Origin of the sequence: Limosilactobacillus ingluviei str. Autruche 4, from assembly GCF_000312405.1 — a bacterium.
Lineage (GTDB): Bacteria > Bacillota > Bacilli > Lactobacillales > Lactobacillaceae > Limosilactobacillus > Limosilactobacillus ingluviei.
In genome coordinates this window covers 908,149-923,891 of record NZ_HE997173.1, presented here as the reverse complement: position 1 = coordinate 923,891, position 15,743 = coordinate 908,149, and the positions used below count along the sequence as shown (strand labels likewise).

Sequence of the window (15,743 nt, the reverse complement as noted above, 5' to 3'; positions counted from 1 at the left end):
ATGATTAAGATGATTGCCTTAGACCTAGATAACACCTTGTTAAACAGCCAAAAGGAGATCAGCCCAGCTAATGAGCGCGCGCTGAAGCGCCTGCACGAAAGCGGGATTAAAGTGGTCCTGTGTACGGGCCGGCCGATCAATGCGATTGGCCATTATATCGACCAATTGGATCTTCACCAGCCGGATGACTTTACGATTACCTTTAACGGGGGGCTGGTCGTTAATAACCAGACGAAGCAACCATTATACGCCCAGGGGACGACGAAAGCGGACTTGCAAGCCGTTTATGACTATTTACGCTCACAAGGGTTACCCATGGACGTCTTGGATTTTGACCGGGTTTACGAATTGACGGAATTGGGGCCGGCCCGCTACAAAGGAACGGTCAAAAACATTGAATTCGTTGACACGACGATGGCCGACCTGCCGGGCGCTGAGCATCCCTTTGCCAAGGTGGTCTTGGCAACTGAGCCGGCTAAGGTGACCCAAGCCAAGGCCCAGGTGCCAGCGGCCGTGACGGCCAAGCTGCGGGTGGTGCAATCGCAACCGCATATCTTGGAATTTCTGCCGCTCGGGGTCAATAAAATGGTGGGACTAAATCATCTCTTGGCCCACTTTGGTTGGCAAGCCGCGGAGCTGATGACCTTTGGCGATGCCGATAATGATTTGGAGATGATCATTGGCGCCGGTGATGGCGTCGTGATGGCCAACGGGCTCCCGGCCGTCAAGGCGGTCGCCGACCACTTGACAACGTCGAATGATGAAGACGGGGTGGCGGATTACTTAACCAAGACATTTGTAAAAGAATTGCAATAAAACAAGTAAAAATGAAGATTCCTGGTTTTAAAGGGGGGTTAATTTAACCCTTTAATGAGCAAATCAGGAATTTTTTTGTGGGCGCCGCCCGGCAAACCGGTTGACGGCCCCAACAGCCAACCCGGTGGGCGCCATGGGATTACGCGCCAGCGTGGCGGGAGCGACTGGTCAATGTTACAAAAGATTACAAAAAAGCCCCCCGCTTCGGGCAAAAAGCAACTCTCCTGTGACCTCCTGGTAACATTCAGTGCTTATGATAGAGGGCGTTGAAGAAATGAACGGTTTAAGTAAAGGATGGTTAAGGAACCTATGTTAAAGAAGAGTGTGTTGACAACTGCTGCTGTAGCATCATTAGGATTGACGGCTGGAACCATCGCCGCCAACGCGGACACGATCTACACCGTCCAAGCGGGGGACACGCTGTCCAGCATTTCCCAAAAGTTTGCTAAGGACAACAGCTTGGTAACCAAGTTAGCCCAAGACAACAACATTCAAAACGTAAACTTGATTTACGTGGGACAAAAGCTGGTGATTAAAGACAACGGTGAAATCAAGCCGGCCACCGCGCAAGACGTGGCCGCCAATGCGACTACGCCAGCCCAAGCCACGGCGAACACAGCTAACAGTGGTTACACGTCGAGCGTGGCCGGCAACGATGCCGCCGCAAAGGCGTGGATTGCGGCCCGTGAATCCGGGGGCAACTACAACGCCCGCAATGGTCAATACATCGGGAAGTACCAATTGTCAGCCGCTTACTTGGGCGGTGACTACTCCCCAGCCAACCAAGAACGGGTTGCTGATCAATACGTCGCCTCCCGTTACGGCTCTTGGAGTGCCGCGCAAGCCTTTTGGCAAGCCAACGGTTGGTATTAAAAAGGTTAAGTGCAAAGTAAATCCCCTGGCGCCAAATGGTGTCAGGGGATTTGTGTTATGGCAAAGTTTTCAAGGTTTGGCCAGTTTTTAAATTAACTGGCAGGACGGTTGAAGTCGGGGTGAATTCGCCGGCCATGCGGTCCGCCAACAGCTTAACGGCGTAGGTGGCCATTTGTTCAATCGGCTGGATGATTGTGGCCAGTTCCGGCACGAGTTCTTGGGTCGCTTGGGCCCCATCGTAACCAATGATTTGCAAGTCAGCTGGGACCCGGTAGCCCCGGGCGCGCGCTAGACTAAGCAGGCGGGCGGCGTCAAGATCGTTGCTGGCAAAGATGCCATCGACCGCGGGGTGTTCATCAAATAAGCGTTCAAATCGCGCCGTTCGTTCGGCGGGCGGGCAGTCAAAAGCGGTGGTGTAAGTGATGGCCGGTAAATGGTGGTCGGCCATCACGGCTTGAAAGGCCTTTTCCCGCTGATTATCGTGCCAGTTGGAAGGGTTGGTCGTGTAGGTGTGAATAATGTGCTGACAGCCCCGCTGAATTAAGGCTTCGGTCGCCAGCTTTGCGCCCGCGTAGTTGTCGGAAGCCACGACCGGAATGTCAGCCCGCAAGAAGCGGTCGATCGCGACAATCGGTAAATTGGCGTGTTGGTATTCCTCCAGCTTATTATTATGCGTGGCGATGATCAGCCCATCGACTTGGTGGCCCATGAGTTGACTGAGGTAGCGCTCTTCTTTGGCGGTTTGGTTCAGAGCATCACTGATCAGTACCTTGTAGCCCCGCTGAAAAAGGGCGTCTTCGAGGTACATGGTTAATTCCCCAAAAAAGGGATTGGCCACGGAGGGGACTAAAATGCCAATTAAATTGGTGCGCTGGGTGTGCAATTGTTGCGCGATCACGTTGGGGTGGTAGTTGAGCTGGGCCATTGCGGCTTCGACTTTATCAATGGTCTTTTGGCTCAGGGAGCCGCGCCGGTTAATGACCCGGGAAACCGTGGTTTTTGAAACCCCGGCTAAAGCCGCCACGTCTTCAAGCTTCAGCTTCTTCATAATTAAATTCCGTCCTTTATGCAAAATCCTTTTTATTATAACATGATTAATCATTATCCAAAGCAAAAATCCCGCTCCCCTGGTTGGGAACGGGAGGTCAGCTTATTGCTTGGCGGCCGGTTGGTAAAGCTTTTGTACTGCTGCCACGTCCGCGGGTTGAATTGAGTAGTTGGACCCAGCCGGTTGCATGACGGAAATTTGGCCGGTGTGGCTCAGCCCGATCGCGTGGCCGAGTTCGTGTTCAGCGGTATTAACGATCCGTTCATGGGTGTAACCATACGCCGGATTCAGCAGGTAGGCGGTGTTTAAGTAGACGTGGCCGCGGATGAAGTAACCCGTCGTCGTGTTCACGGCCATGTCGGTCAAGCCAGCAGCTTGGTCATCCGTTTTATCCATGGTGGTGGCAATTAAATTGGCCTGACTTTTTTGGTTGACGATCTTAAAGGTGAAACAGCCGGTCGCGTTCCACGTCAGGATGGCTTCTTTCATTGCCGTTTGCAGGGTTTCATTTTGCATGTCTAAATAGATGGTAGCTTGATTAGTGGTCCACTGGCCACTGTCGGCGCCGTTGATGTCATTATGGGTGGCCTTGGCAGCTTGGTGGGTGGTTTTTTGCCCCGTCAAGCGCCGCCCCAGATTTGTCACGGCCTGTTGGGCTTGGGTCGCGGTGAGGTTAACCCGGTTTTGAAAGGGTTGATTGGTTTGGTAAAACCAAATGCCACCGCTAAACAGCAGAGTGTAAAAGAGGACGGTGACAAAGCGGTGAAATCGCATGGGGGCACTTCCCTTCAAAGAATTTGAAACCGATTTCAAAAGAAGAAGCCGGTCCTTGCCTATTTATGATACACTGGACGTACGAGAATTTGTAACTTTTTATCTGAAATGGAGGCACTAGGATGCGAAAGCCTTTTATTGCGGCGAATTGGAAGATGCACAAGACGGTCGAAGACGCCGTTAAATTTGTCGAAGAAGTGCAACACCGCTTACCAAGTGAAGATGTTTTAACTTGCGGGATTGCGGCGCACTTTTTAGCCCTGTACCCGATGGTGCAAAAGACCAAGGGGATCAACCTCGGCGTGATTGCCCAAAATTCCTACGGTGAATTTTCGGGGCCCTACACCGGCGAAGTCAGTCCGCGGGCCTTGGCGGCGGCCGGCGTCCAATACGTGATGTGTGGTCACATTGAACGGCGAACCCTGTTTCACGAAGACAATGCCATGGTAGCTAAAAAGGTGGCGGCGGTTTTGCAATGCGGGATGACGCCCATTATCTGTACTGACGAAACGATGGTCCAACAGGAATTCAACGGTGAAGTTCACTATGTCTTTGCCCAACTGATGGATGTTTTGAGTGAGGTTTCTTTTGATCAAGTGAAAAATATCATCATTTCCTACGAACCAAGTTGGGCCGTCGGGGTGGGGCAACACGCCAACCCGACCCTGGCCGAAGAAGGGTGTCGCTTGATCCGGCGCAGCATTGCGGATACCTACTCCTATGAGGTAGCCGATAAGATTCGGATCCTGTACGGGGGGAGCGTGAACCCCGAAAACATCCAGTTAATCATGAGCAAGCGTGATATTGATGGGGTTTTGATCGGGCGGGCCAGCCTGGATGCTGATAACTTCCTGACGATGGTCGACCGCGTCGCGGAACTCTACGCGCCCCAGAAACCAACTGCCAAGCAGCCGGCTAAAAAATAAACCAGGCCCCAAGAAAGGAGGGGGGATGATGACAAAATTGAAAGTAATGATCCCCCTGAGTACACGGGCGGGGGTGATCAAGTTTGCCCCGGTGATTCAATTAATGCAACAAGCACCCCAGGATTTTGAGCCGGTAATTGTGGTGGCTTCGCAACAATACCAACAATTGCACACGGTGCTAGCGGATTTTGCCTTAACCGCGGATTTTGAATTGGCCGTTAATCCAGCCGAACTGCGGGGGCGCCCGGACGAGTTGAGTCGCTTGGTGCACCACTTGCAGACAGTGGTGAATGCGGCCCAGCCGGCCTTAATTTTAACTTTAGGGGACTCGCTGGCGACCCTGGCCGCCAGTCTGGTCGGGTTTTATAACCGGCTCCCGGTGGCTCACGTGGAGGCGGGCTTGCGGACCTTTGATAAAGCCGAGCCCTTTCCGGACGAAATGCACCGTCAGCTCACGGACACCTTGGCGGATCTGTACCTGGCGCCCACCGCTGCGGCCAAGGAAAACCTCTTGTTTGAGCACCGGGCGGAAGCCCAAATCGTGGTGACGGGGAATCCAATTGTCGACGTGGTAAAGCAATGCTACCAAGCCGATTACACCAGTCCCTTGCTAACTCAGTTGCCACCCCAGCGGCGCTTGTTGCTACTGACCATTGGGCGGGTAGAAAATACCGGTCTGCCCCTGGAAGGAATTTTACGGACGATGCGCGATGTGGTGGAAACCAATCCCGACGTGGAATTGTTGTGCCCGATGGCCTTGGATTCGCGGGGCTTTCCCTTGGCCCAGCGGCTCTTGGCCAACCGGGCGCGGATTCACCTGGTACCTTTGCTGGCCCTGCGTGATTTTATCAATACGGTGTCCCGCAGTTACTTGATCGTGACCGATTCGGCGGGGACGGTCGAAGAAGCCTCGGTCTTTCACCGGCCGGTCTTATTGTTGCGCCAAAATACTGAGCGGCCCGAAGCCCTCTTTGCCCAAACCACCCGGGTGGTTGGGACCGACCCGACCAGTTTGCAACAAGCGGTCTTTGAGCTTTTGCACGACAAGCGGGCCTACCGGGCCATGCAAAATGAAGATGAGGCTCTCTTTGGTGACGGACACGCTGCCGAACGGATCTTAGCCGCCCTACAACAGCATTACGGATAGCATAAAGCCCCCGGGGATCCGGGGGCTTTGCTTATCCTTGTAGGATTTGTTGAACAATGGCTTTCATGTCGGCCGGGGCGACCTCGGCTTGGGATTGGGGCTGATTGGTGAAGAGTTCTTGCACCCCCGCGGTGAGGGGGGCGGCATCAAATTCGGCCAGTTGTTTGATCGCCGTTAACCCGGAGCTGACCGGGGCCGGGCTGATGGCATCCAACACCGTTTCGGGGAACTTGTACGGGCTGGCCGTTGCCAAGACCACGCACGGCCGCTGGTCGCCGGTGACTTGTTGGTATTGGCGGGCCACGAACGATCCCACGGCGGTGTGCGGATCAATCAGGTAATTATCAGCGTCAAAGACCCGCTTGATTTCGGCTTGCAGCTGCATGGGGGTGGCATAACCAGCGGCAAAAGTTGTTGTTAAACGCTGATGCACCTCAGCTGGCACGGTATAGTGACCGGTGGTTTGCAATTGGTTCATCAGTTGAGCCACCAGATCGGCGTCGTGGTCGCTGACGTCGAACAGCAAGCGTTCTAAGTTAGAGGAGACCAAAATGTCCATGGATGGTGAATTCGTGACGTAAAATTCGCGGCGCTTATCGTAGGTCCCAGTGGCAAAAAAGTCGGTTAAGACATTGTTGGCATTGGAAGCACAAATCAGCTTCCCGACCGGCAGCCCCAATTTTTTCGCGTAGTACCCAGCTAGGATGTCACCGAAGTTTCCAGTCGGGACGGCAAAGTTGACCGAGTCCCCGCTTTGAATTTCTTGGCGTTGCAATAATTGCCCGTAGGCGGCAAAGTAGTAGGCAATTTGCGGGATTAAGCGGCCAACGTTCATCGAGTTGGCGGACGAAAATTGTTGCTGGCGGGCAGCTAATTCGTGGGCCAGGGCCTGGTCGCTAAAAAGCTGCTTGACCGTCGTCTGGGCTTGATCGAAGTTGCCAGTTACGGCGACGACGTGCAGGTTGGCCCCGGCTTGGCCCAGCATTTGGGCTTTTTGGACCGGGCTGATCCCGTCGCGCGGGTAAAAGACGATCACTTGCGTCCCGGCCACGTTTTGAAAGCCACGCAGGGCTGCCGTACCGGTATCACCAGAGGTGGCCGTTAAAATGATCGTTTCGCTGTCTTCCCCGGTTTGGACCTTGGCTAGTTGCAGCAGTTGCGGTAAGGCCTGCAAGGCCACGTCTTTGAAGGCGAGGGTCGGGCCGTGGAACAGTTCTAAATAATAGTTGCCCCCGTGGCGCGCGGAAAGCGGGGTAATTTGTTGGTCATCCCATTGCGTACCATAAGCGCGCTGCACGGCCCCCGGCAAGGCGGCTAAATCGGGGAAAAACCAGGTTAAAACTTGCTGGGCAATGGCCTGGTAGGGCTGGGTGGTAAACGGAGCTAAATCATAGCTGGGCTGGGGAAACGTGCTGGGGACAAAGAGGCCACCATCCGGGGCCAAGCCCTTGATAATGGCAGCCGCGCTCGTTACGGGCTGGGCTTGCGGGTCACGGGTACTGCGGTAATTCATTTGATAGATCCTCCTTGGGCCAATTTTTCTGGTTACTTTTGCTTTATTATACCCCATTTGACCGGGTTTCTGTGGTAAACTTTAAAAAATGATGAGAAGAAATTAATTGTAATTTTAAAGAAAGGACGGGGAAGACAGGATGGAGGAAATTAAATTAGGGATGGTTGGCCTCGGCACGGTCGGCAGTGGAGTGTTGGAAATGGTCCAAAAGCACGCGGCGAAGATTTCCGCGGTGACGGGGCGCAAATTGGCCTTAAAGACGGTGGTCGTGCGTAATTTGGCCAAACACGCGGCGGTCGCCCAGCAGGTGCACCTGACGACGGATCTGAATGAAATCTTGACGGACCCCGAAATTCAAATCGTGGTGGAAGTCATGGGCGGAATTCACCCCGCCAAGGAAGTCATTACCCAGTTATTAACCGCCCATAAGCATGTGGTGACGGCCAATAAGGATTTGATTGCCACGGAAGGGGCCGAATTGATTGAGTTGGCGCGCGCCAATCACTGTGACCTCTTGTACGAAGCCAGTGTGGCCGGGGGGATCCCGATTTTGCGGACGATTGCCGACAGTTTTGCCGCTGACCAGATTACTGAGGTGAAGGGGATTGTCAACGGGACGACCAATTACATTTTGACCCAGATGGCCCAACAATATTGGTCATACGAACAGGCCCTGCAAAAAGCCCAGGAATTGGGCTTTGCCGAAGCCGATCCGACCAACGATGTCAAGGGCAAGGATGCCGCCTACAAGATGGTGATCCTCAGCCAGTTCTCCTTTGGGACCCGGGTCCCAGTGGCGGCCGTGGCAACCGAAGGAATCGACCAGGTGGCTGCCCAAGACGTGGCGCAAGCGGCGGCCTTTGGCTATACGATTAAACTGGTGGGGGTGGCCCGCTTAGCCGGGGACGGTTTGTTTGTTGAGGTTGCGCCGGCCCTGGTAAACCGCCACCACCCCTTAGCTGAAGTCAATAATGAGAATAACGCGGTGATGGTCAAGGGCCAAGCCGTCGGTGATACGCTCTTTTACGGTCCCGGGGCCGGGGGCTTGCCGACGGCGAATAGTGTCTTATCCGACATTACCACGGTCATGAAGAATATGATTTTAAAGACAAACGGCAATTCCTTTAACCGCTATTCTAAGCAATTGACCTTAGCGGAGTCAGCGGCGGTGAAGGACCGCTATTACTTGGCGTTGACTTTGCCGGACCAACCCGGAGAAATGCAAAAACTGACCACGGAGATGGCCAAACTCAACGCCAGCTTCTCACAGATCGTGCAACAAGCCGGCCAGAATGGCCAAGCCCGGGTGATGATCATTACCCACGAAATGAGCAAGGCGCAATTGGCCCAATTGCAAGCCGCCCTGGCGGCCTTGAAGACCGCTACGTTGCACTGTGCCTACCGGGTAATTGAGTAAAGGGGACGATGGCAATGCAAATTAAGGTACCAGCTTCTTCAGCTAATCTGGGGCCGGGCTTTGATTCAATTGGCCTGGCGGTCGATCGGTACTTAAAAGTAACGGTCTTAGAACCGACTAAGACGTGGGCGGTGGACCATGACTTGCCTCAGGTCAGCCATGGGGCGACAAACATGATTGTGCAAGCTGCGTTGCAACTAACGCCCGCCTTGCCCCCGCACCATCTCTTGGTGCAAAATGAAATTCCGCTTTCCCACGGCCTTGGCTCGTCTTCTGCGGCGATTGTAGCTGGAATCGAATTGGCCAATCAGCTGGCCGACCTCCAACTGACCCCGCTGGCTAAAGTTCAGCATGCGGCCAGATTAGAGGGACACCCGGATAATGTGGCCCCGGCTATTTTAGGCGGGGTGGTCGTTGGCACCAGTCTGGCCGAAAAATTTGTGGCTGTTCAGGCCCCGGTACCGCCGGTAGCCTTAGTGGCCTACATCCCGAAGTACAACCTGGCTACGAAGGCGGCTCGGGCGGCCTTGCCAGCGCACTTAGCTTTTGGCGTGGCCACACATGCCAGTGCGATTGCTAATACTTTAGTGGCGGCGTTGTTTGCCCAGCGTTATGATTTAGTGGGGCCCTTGATGGAGGCAGATCAATTCCACGAACCGGCCCGGGCGGCATTGGTGCCAGAGTTGGCCCAGTTGCGTGAAATTGGCCACCAAGTTGGCGCGGTGGCGACCTACCTCAGTGGGGCCGGGCCAACCGTGATGACCCTGTTGAAACCGACCCGGGTGGCGGCCTTTCAAAATCATGTGCGACAAGCCGGCTTGCCGGGCCAGGTCTGGCAGTTGCAAGTCGACCAAACTGGGGTCCAAGTAGTGGATTAAAAAGTGAAAAATCAGGGGCTGGAAGAAGGCAAGGCTTTTTTCCAGCCTTTTTAGTTGCCCAAAAAGCAAAAAAATTTTTTCAGCCGTGCCCGCCAATTTTCTGAAAACGTAGAAGGGTTAATATTCATATTACTTTCACCTGATAGTTTGAACCTTCAAAATATTGATAAATCAGGTTTTGATTAATAAAAAATCGCCAAATTAGTTTGACAACCAAAATACTTTTTGCATATAATTCGACCATCGGATATTTTGATACTCGAAATACTTTTGCGAAGTGAGGTGCAAGCTGTGCCAGTGATGACAGCCCAAGAAGTGATGGACTTGATTCCCAATCGGTATCCGATTTGTTATATCGATGCGGTTGAGGAATTGGTGGCCGATCAGCGCATCGTGGCCAAGAAAAACGTCACGATCAACGAACAATTCTTTCAAGGGCATTTTCCCGATAATCCGGTCATGCCAGGGGTTTTGATCATTGAGACCCTCGCCCAAGCGGCGTCGATTTTAATCCTCAAGTCGCCCCAATTTTATAAAAAGACCGCCTACCTCGGTGCGATTCACAACGCCCGGTTCCGGCAGATGGTCCGGCCGGGCGATGTGTTGACTTTGACGATTGAAATGGAAAAGGTCCGGGCCAACATGGGAATGGTCGATGCCGTTGCGACAGTGGCCGGGCAGCGGGTCTGCACGGCCAAGTTGGTCTTTTTTGTTGCCGAGCGGCAAGCCAAGCTTTAGCGGCGGTTCGGTTTATAATGTATTTTGGAAATCAAATTATTTGAGCAATCAAAGAATTGAAAGGGGAATGCATTATGAACGAAAGTCGGGACTACCAAGCAATTAATCAAGCGTTGATCAAAGTTTACAGTGGGATCATGTGGATTGAAGAACATGAATTGCGCAAGAGTACCTTCGCCGATTTGACGATTAAGGAAATGCACGCAATTGATGCCATCAGCATGTACGACCACCAAACGGCCTCTGCGGTCGCGAAGAAATTACACTTAACGCCGGGGACGATGACGGCCACGGCCGATCGCTTGACTAAAAAAGGTTATGTCAAACGGGTGCGTGACGAGCAAGATCGTCGGATTGTGCGCTTGTATTTGACCAAGAAGGGCCGCGTCCTCTACCGGGCGCACCGGGCCTTTCACAATATGATGGTGGCCCAATTTTTGGATGGAATGACCGATGAAGAAATGAAGACCGTGCGCAAAGCGTTACGAAACTTGGAAAACTTTGTTGATGAACATGCCTAACATGACAGCACAAAATTTACGAATTGTCGCCACCGGTCGCGCTACCCCCGAGCGGGTGGTCACCAACCAAGCGTTAACGGCTTGGTTGGACACCAGTGACGAATGGATTACCACGCGGACCGGGATTGCCCAGCGCTACATCAGTACGGGTGAAACCACGGTCGACTTAGCCACGCAAGCCGCACAACAGGCCTTAGGGCGCGCCAAGTGGGCGGCGGCGACGTTGGATTTGATTATTGTGGCCACGATGACGCCTGCGACTTTGATGCCTTCCACGGCGGCCGCCGTGCAGGGGCGCTTAAAGGCGGGGCGGGCAACGGGCTTTGATTTGTCAGCGGCTTGTGCGGGGTTTATTACCGCCATGACGGTGGCTAATCAAATGATGGTCAATCCAGCCTTTCAGCGGGTCCTGGTGATTGGGGCCGATACGATGTCCACCTTGGTGGACTGGCATGATCGCGCCACGGCCGTCTTATTTGGCGACGGGGCGGGGGCCGTCTTGCTCGAACGCACGCCCGCGGCCGGGCCGTGGGGGATGTGCTTGACTACGGATGGTGAGTTGGGCGCCTACTTGACGGCCGGAAAGCAACAGGGCCAATGGGCGACCTTGCCCCATCCGCTGCCGACGTTGGCCCCGCTGACGATGAATGGCCGGGCGGTCTACAAATTTGCGACCCATCGCGTGCCGACAGCGATTGAACAAGCGTTGGCCCAGGCCGGTGTAACTAAAGCCCAAATTGACCATTTCTTGTTGCACCAGGCCAACGCCCGGATTATTGCCCAAGTTGCCAAGCGCTTGGGGCAGCCGGCGGCCAAGTTCCCGTTGAATATCGACCGCTATGGCAACACCGCAGCTGCCAGCGAACCGATCTTGTTGGATGAATGTATCCAAACGGGGCGTTTGCTGCGGGGGGACCGCTTAGTCTTGAGCGGCTTTGGTGGTGGGCTGAGTACCGCGACGATTGTAATGCAGTATTAAAAAATTAAAACAGTAACCAATTGGAGGAAATTAAGATGACGAAAGAAGAAATTTTTGCAACGGTTCAAGCAATTGCGGCTGAAGAATTGGACATTGACCAAGCCAAGGTAACCTTGGATGCCAAGATCAAGGACGATTTAAACGCCGATTCCCTCGACGTCTTTGAAATCATGAACGAATTGGAAGACAAGTTTGAAATTGAATTGGACGTGGACGAAGGGGTCACGACGATCCAAGACGTGGTCGACTTTGTGGCCAAGCAATTAGCGGCGAAGTAATGAAGACGGCGCTTTTATTTAGTGGCCAAGGCGCCCAGCAAAAGGGAATGGGGATCGACCTGATGGCAGATCCCCTTTTTGCTAGCACGATTCAAGCCGCCAGCACGGCGACGGGGTTAGACCTGGTCAAAATCATGCAGGACAAAGCCGACGAGTTGGCCCAAACCAAAAACGTGCAGCCCGCCCTTGTGGCAGTCAGCCTAGGGTTGTACCGGATGCTCAAGCGCGATACGAACTTGGCGGTGGCTGGGATGATCGGTTTGTCGCTGGGTGAATACGCCGCGCTTTTGGCCAGTGGCGGTTTGGAATTTACCAGCGGACTGGCCCTGTTGGCGGCGCGGGGGCGGTACATGCAAGCCGTTGCCGACACGACCCCGTCGGCGATGGCGGCCCTGCTAAAGCCGGATGTCAAGGCCGTGGCCGCCCTATGTGAGGAAATTAGCGCGACGGGCGAACTGGTGGCAATCGCCAATTGTAATACCCACAAACAAGTCGTGATTGGTGGGACCACGGCAGGTGTGGCCCAAGCCGTAACGGCGATTAAAGCGGCCCACGCGGCCAGTCGGGTGATCCCCTTGGCGGTCAGCGGGGCCTTTCACACCGCCCTGTTTGCGCCGGCTGGTCGCCAATTGGCGCCAAAGTTGGCCGCGACCCCGGTGTCGGACCCGCAAGTGCCAGTTATCAGTAATACGACGGGGCAACCCTTTAAAGCGGCCACCATGCGGGAGGTATTGGCCCGCCAATTAGCGGTACCGACGCACTTTGGCACCGGGTTGCAAAGTTTGGTCGCACAAACGGGGGCGCAAGCGACGTTGGAACTGGGGCCGGGCAAGACGTTAACGAGTTTTGCCAAGGTGGAAGTTCCCCAATTGGCCCACTACCACATCAGTAATTTGACGGAATATGAAGCATTTGTCACGGAGGTTGCGAATGGAACTGCAAAATAAAGTCGCCTTAATTACCGGGAGTACCCGGGGGATCGGCCTGGCGATTGCTCAGGAATTTTTGGCGGCGGGCGCCAAGGTCATTTTAAACGGGCGGGGGGACTTACCCGCTGAAGTCGCCGCCAACTTGTCCGGTGATTTTCAATACGTCGCCGGTGACTTGGGGACGGATGAAGGGATCGCGCAGGTCGCCCACGCGGCCCTGGCCGCCTACGGGCAGATTGATATTTTGGTTAACAACGCTGGGATTACCCGCGACAAATTGTTGCTCGGGATGAAGCCGGCGGACTTTGACGCCGTCTTAGCCGTTGATTTGCGGGCGCCAATGCTCTTGACCCAACTGGTCTTTAAAAAGATGCTCAAACAGCGGGCCGGCGTCGTGATTAATTTAGCCAGTGTCGTCGGCCTGCACGGTAACGCGGGCCAAGCCAATTATGCGGCGGCCAAGGCCGGGTTGGTCGGCTTTACCAAGACTTTAGCGCGGGAAGGGGCCGCCCGGGGGGTGCGGGCGAACGCGATTGCTCCGGGCATGATTGACAGTGCGATGACCCAGGCCTTGAGTGAAAAGATTCAAGCTCAGCTGATCGCCGAAATTCCGCTCCACCGCTTGGGTCAACCGAACGAAATTGCCCACGCGGCCCGCTTCTTAGTCGAAAATGATTACGTGACCGGACAAACCATGGTCGTTGACGGTGGCATGACGATGTAACGGGCCGCCCGTCAGGAATGAGCAGGTTGAAACAAAGTAAAGGGATGAACAAGCAGAAATGACAAGAGTTGTGATTACCGGATTGGGGGCAATTGCCCCAAACGGAAATGGTTATGAAACCTTTGTAGCAAATACCCTGGCCGGTAAGATTGGGATTAAGCCAATTACCAAGTTTGATGCCCACGCTACGGGAATCAGCGTGGCGGGGGAAATTAATGATTTTGACCCGCAAGCCGTTGTCGGCAAAAAGGCGGCCAAGCGGATGGATCTGTACTCGCAATACGCCGTGCAAACCGCCGAACAAGCGATGGCCATGGCCAAGATCACGCCCGCCAACACCCGTCCGGAAGACCTCGGGGTGATCTATGGTTCGGGGATTGGGGGCTTAACCACGATTCAAGACCAAATTATCAAGATGCACGAAAAGGGGCCCAAGCGGGTGTCGCCCATGTTTGTTCCGATGGCGATTGCCAACATGGCGGCCGGGAACCTCTCGATTCGCTTTCAAGCTCAAAACATCAGTACGTCAATCGTGACCGCGTGTGCCAGTGCTACCAATTCGATTGGGGAAGCCTTCCGCCACATTAAGGCCGGCCACGCCCAAGTTATGATCACCGGTGGGGCCGAAGCTTCCGTCAATGAAATCGGGATTGCGGGCTTTGCGGCCTTGACGGCGCTCTCGCCGACCAGCGACCCGACCCAGGCGTCGCGGCCGTTTGACCAGGCGCGCAATGGGTTTGTCCTTGGTGAAGGGGCGGGGACGTTGGTCCTGGAAGCCTTGGATCACGCCCAAGCCCGGGGAGCGCAGATTTTAGGGGAAGTTGTCGGCTACGGGACGACCTCGGATGCCTACCACATCACTTCGCCAGATCCAGCCGGAACCCAAGCTGCCCGGGCGATGACCTTGGCCATGCAAGAAGCCGGGCTGACCCCTGAAGACATTGATTACATCAATGCCCACGGGACGGCGACGGCCGCCAACGATGCTGGTGAAGCCCAAGCCATTCGGCAGGTCTTTGGCGACCATGACGTCTTGGTCAGTTCGACCAAGGGGATGACCGGTCACCTGTTGGGGGCGGCTGGGGCGGTTGAAGCCGTGATTACGGCGGCCGCTTTGCAAAAGGGCATTTTGCCGCCTAACGTTGGTTGCCAACACCAAGATCCGGCCTGCCCGGTTACCTTGGTCACGAAACACAACCAACACCACCCGAGCCGCTATGCCTTGAGCAACTCCTTTGGCTTTGGGGGTCACAATGCCGTTATCGCCTTTAAACGTTGGGAGGGATGAAAATGGAACTAACTGCGGTCCAAAAGTTAATGGAACAATTTGAAGATTCCACCGCCCGCGAATTGGAACTGACGGATGGCGACTTTCACTTGCGCTTAAGCAAGAATCGGGCGGCTAAGGCCAGCCCGGCGCCAGTTGAAGCTACGCCAAGCCCGGCGCCGGCGGCCCCTGCGCCCACCTCAGCTACCCCCCAAGCGGCGGAGGTGGCGCAGACGATCAAAGCGCCCTTAGTGGGAACGGTCTATTTGCAGCCCAAACCGGGCGCTAAGCCGTACCTCCAAGTCGGCCAGCAGGTAAATGCAGGCGACGTGGTGTGCGTGATCGAAGCGATGAAGATGATGACCGAGGTCAAAAGCCAGGTCGCCGGCACCGTCAAAGCAGTGCTGGTCGAAGACGAACAGTTGGTGGAAGTTGATCAGCCACTGTTTACGGTTGAATAAGTAAAGGGTGAAAAAGCGATGTTAACAGATTTAGATGTCAACCAAATTCAAGCCATCTTACCCCACCGGTACCCAATGTTATTGATTGACCACGTTGATCAAGTCATTCCCGGGAAAATGGCGCTTGCCAAGCGGAACGTGACCGTCAATGAGGAAGTCTTTAACGGCCATTTCCCCCACAACCCGGTCTTGCCCGGGGCGTTAATCGTGGAGTCTTTGGCCCAGACCGGGGCGGTGGCCCTGCTCAGCCAACCGGAATTTAAGGGCAAAACCGCCTATTTCGGGGGAATTAAGAGCGCGGAATTTCGCCGCGTGGTGCGGCCCGGGGATCAAATGAGCTTAAAAGTAGAATTGGAAAAAGTCAAAGGCCACATTGGGGTCGGCAAAGGAGTCGCGACCGTCGACGGCCAGCGGGCTTGCACGGCAGAACTAACCTTTATGATTGGGTAGGTGA

General features: G+C 54.6%; 18 protein-coding genes. 15 read left to right on the top strand and 3 right to left on the bottom strand.

All coding sequences use genetic code 11. The features are described from left to right. On the top strand, positions 1–816 hold the full coding sequence (locus BN54_RS04535; protein ID WP_019205973.1) for a Cof-type HAD-IIB family hydrolase: 816 nt from the start codon (positions 1–3) through the stop codon (positions 814–816). Positions 817–1,110: 294 nt separating this feature from the next. Continuing rightward, positions 1,111–1,689, top strand: coding sequence for an aggregation-promoting factor (gene apf, locus BN54_RS04530; RefSeq protein WP_040469729.1), 579 nt, complete (start codon positions 1,111–1,113; stop codon positions 1,687–1,689). Positions 1,690–1,744: 55 nt separating this feature from the next. On the opposite strand, the gene BN54_RS04525 is transcribed toward apf, so the two are convergent. Further along, positions 1,745–2,737 (bottom strand): LacI family DNA-binding transcriptional regulator, encoded by a 993-nt coding sequence (locus BN54_RS04525; RefSeq protein ID WP_019205970.1) that lies wholly within the window; start codon positions 2,735–2,737, stop codon positions 1,745–1,747. Positions 2,738–2,839: 102 nt separating this feature from the next. Next, on the bottom strand, positions 2,840–3,511 hold the full coding sequence (locus BN54_RS04520) for a M57 family metalloprotease (RefSeq protein ID WP_020693900.1): 672 nt from the start codon (positions 3,509–3,511) through the stop codon (positions 2,840–2,842). 122 nt (positions 3,512–3,633) lie between these two features. On the opposite strand from BN54_RS04520, the gene tpiA reads away from it, so the two are divergent. Both tpiA and wecB read left to right on the top strand, forming a co-directional pair. After that, complete coding sequence (gene tpiA, locus BN54_RS04515; protein WP_019205967.1) at positions 3,634–4,437, top strand: triose-phosphate isomerase; 804 nt, start codon at positions 3,634–3,636, stop codon at positions 4,435–4,437. A 28-nt stretch (positions 4,438–4,465) separates the two neighbouring features. Then, positions 4,466–5,584 (top strand): non-hydrolyzing UDP-N-acetylglucosamine 2-epimerase, encoded by a 1,119-nt coding sequence (gene wecB, locus BN54_RS04510; protein WP_051014610.1) that lies wholly within the window; start codon positions 4,466–4,468, stop codon positions 5,582–5,584. 31 nt (positions 5,585–5,615) lie between these two features. Here the strand turns inward: wecB and thrC are convergent, their stop codons facing one another. After that, the gene (gene thrC, locus BN54_RS04505) at positions 5,616–7,097 is read right to left on the bottom strand and encodes a threonine synthase (protein ID WP_019205965.1); all 1,482 of its coding nucleotides are present in this window, start codon (positions 7,095–7,097) and stop codon (positions 5,616–5,618) included. Positions 7,098–7,236: 139 nt separating this feature from the next. On the opposite strand from thrC, the gene BN54_RS04500 reads away from it, so the two are divergent. The 11 genes from BN54_RS04500 to fabZ (BN54_RS04450) all read left to right on the top strand — a co-directional run bounded on the left by BN54_RS04500 (position 7,237) and on the right by fabZ (BN54_RS04450) (position 15,739). Beyond that, on the top strand, positions 7,237–8,514 hold the full coding sequence (locus tag BN54_RS04500) for a homoserine dehydrogenase (RefSeq protein WP_019205964.1): 1,278 nt from the start codon (positions 7,237–7,239) through the stop codon (positions 8,512–8,514). A gap of 14 nt (positions 8,515–8,528) precedes the next feature. Then, on the top strand, positions 8,529–9,392 hold the full coding sequence (thrB, locus tag BN54_RS04495) for a homoserine kinase (RefSeq protein WP_019205963.1): 864 nt from the start codon (positions 8,529–8,531) through the stop codon (positions 9,390–9,392). 291 nt (positions 9,393–9,683) lie between these two features. After that, a complete protein-coding gene (gene fabZ / locus BN54_RS04490; protein WP_019205962.1) occupies positions 9,684–10,130 on the top strand; it encodes a 3-hydroxyacyl-ACP dehydratase FabZ in 447 nt (148 codons plus the stop codon). 74 nt (positions 10,131–10,204) lie between these two features. Next, positions 10,205–10,651 (top strand): MarR family winged helix-turn-helix transcriptional regulator, encoded by a 447-nt coding sequence (locus BN54_RS04485; RefSeq protein WP_019205961.1) that lies wholly within the window; start codon positions 10,205–10,207, stop codon positions 10,649–10,651. Position 10,652: 1 nt separating this feature from the next. Beyond that, positions 10,653–11,630 carry a beta-ketoacyl-ACP synthase III gene (locus BN54_RS04480; protein ID WP_019205960.1) on the top strand — a complete coding sequence of 326 codons (978 nt, stop codon included), beginning with the start codon at positions 10,653–10,655 and terminating at the stop codon, positions 11,628–11,630. 35 nt (positions 11,631–11,665) lie between these two features. Beyond that, positions 11,666–11,908: an acyl carrier protein gene (locus BN54_RS04475; RefSeq protein WP_019205959.1), complete on the top strand. Its 243-nt coding sequence runs from the start codon at positions 11,666–11,668 to the stop codon at positions 11,906–11,908. Then, complete coding sequence (locus BN54_RS04470) at positions 11,908–12,855, top strand: ACP S-malonyltransferase (protein WP_019205958.1); 948 nt, start codon at positions 11,908–11,910, stop codon at positions 12,853–12,855. The genes BN54_RS04475 and BN54_RS04470 overlap by 1 nt, the downstream gene beginning before the upstream one ends. Next, positions 12,839–13,561 carry a 3-oxoacyl-ACP reductase family protein gene (locus BN54_RS04465; protein WP_019205957.1) on the top strand — a complete coding sequence of 241 codons (723 nt, stop codon included), beginning with the start codon at positions 12,839–12,841 and terminating at the stop codon, positions 13,559–13,561. Before BN54_RS04470 ends, BN54_RS04465 begins: the two co-directional genes overlap by 17 nt. A 58-nt stretch (positions 13,562–13,619) precedes the next feature. After that, entirely contained in the window at positions 13,620–14,849 is a 1,230-nt protein-coding gene (fabF, locus tag BN54_RS04460) for a beta-ketoacyl-ACP synthase II (RefSeq protein WP_040469728.1), read from the top strand. A 2-nt stretch (positions 14,850–14,851) separates the two neighbouring features. Next, entirely contained in the window at positions 14,852–15,289 is a 438-nt protein-coding gene (accB, locus tag BN54_RS04455) for an acetyl-CoA carboxylase biotin carboxyl carrier protein (protein WP_019205955.1), read from the top strand. An 18-nt stretch (positions 15,290–15,307) separates the two neighbouring features. Next, positions 15,308–15,739, top strand: a complete 432-nt coding sequence (gene fabZ, locus BN54_RS04450) for a 3-hydroxyacyl-ACP dehydratase FabZ (protein ID WP_019205954.1) — start codon at positions 15,308–15,310, stop codon at positions 15,737–15,739. Positions 15,740–15,743: the final 4 nt, after the last annotated feature.

Bases quoted from the DNA above. Each gene is read 5' to 3' on its own strand.
- BN54_RS04470 (WP_019205958.1), top strand. From the start codon at position 11,908: ATGAAGACGGCGCTTTTATTTAGTGGCCAAGGCGCCCAGCAAAAGGGA.
- apf (WP_040469729.1), top strand. From the start codon at position 1,111: ATGGTTAAGGAACCTATGTTAAAGAAGAGTGTGTTGACAACTGCTGCT.
- thrC (WP_019205965.1), bottom strand. From the start codon at position 7,097: ATGAATTACCGCAGTACCCGTGACCCGCAAGCCCAGCCCGTAACGAGC.
- tpiA (WP_019205967.1), top strand. From the start codon at position 3,634: ATGCGAAAGCCTTTTATTGCGGCGAATTGGAAGATGCACAAGACGGTC.
- BN54_RS04475 (WP_019205959.1), top strand. From the start codon at position 11,666: ATGACGAAAGAAGAAATTTTTGCAACGGTTCAAGCAATTGCGGCTGAA.
- accB (WP_019205955.1), top strand. From the start codon at position 14,852: ATGGAACTAACTGCGGTCCAAAAGTTAATGGAACAATTTGAAGATTCC.
- fabZ (WP_019205954.1), top strand. From the start codon at position 15,308: ATGTTAACAGATTTAGATGTCAACCAAATTCAAGCCATCTTACCCCAC.
- BN54_RS04485 (WP_019205961.1), top strand. From the start codon at position 10,205: ATGAACGAAAGTCGGGACTACCAAGCAATTAATCAAGCGTTGATCAAA.
- BN54_RS04500 (WP_019205964.1), top strand. From the start codon at position 7,237: ATGGAGGAAATTAAATTAGGGATGGTTGGCCTCGGCACGGTCGGCAGT.
- BN54_RS04520 (WP_020693900.1), bottom strand. From the start codon at position 3,511: ATGCGATTTCACCGCTTTGTCACCGTCCTCTTTTACACTCTGCTGTTT.
- wecB (WP_051014610.1), top strand. From the start codon at position 4,466: ATGACAAAATTGAAAGTAATGATCCCCCTGAGTACACGGGCGGGGGTG.
- thrB (WP_019205963.1), top strand. From the start codon at position 8,529: ATGCAAATTAAGGTACCAGCTTCTTCAGCTAATCTGGGGCCGGGCTTT.
- BN54_RS04535 (WP_019205973.1), top strand. From the start codon at position 1: ATGATTAAGATGATTGCCTTAGACCTAGATAACACCTTGTTAAACAGC.
- BN54_RS04480 (WP_019205960.1), top strand. From the start codon at position 10,653: ATGACAGCACAAAATTTACGAATTGTCGCCACCGGTCGCGCTACCCCC.
- BN54_RS04525 (WP_019205970.1), bottom strand. From the start codon at position 2,737: ATGAAGAAGCTGAAGCTTGAAGACGTGGCGGCTTTAGCCGGGGTTTCA.
- BN54_RS04465 (WP_019205957.1), top strand. From the start codon at position 12,839: ATGGAACTGCAAAATAAAGTCGCCTTAATTACCGGGAGTACCCGGGGG.
- fabF (WP_040469728.1), top strand. From the start codon at position 13,620: ATGACAAGAGTTGTGATTACCGGATTGGGGGCAATTGCCCCAAACGGA.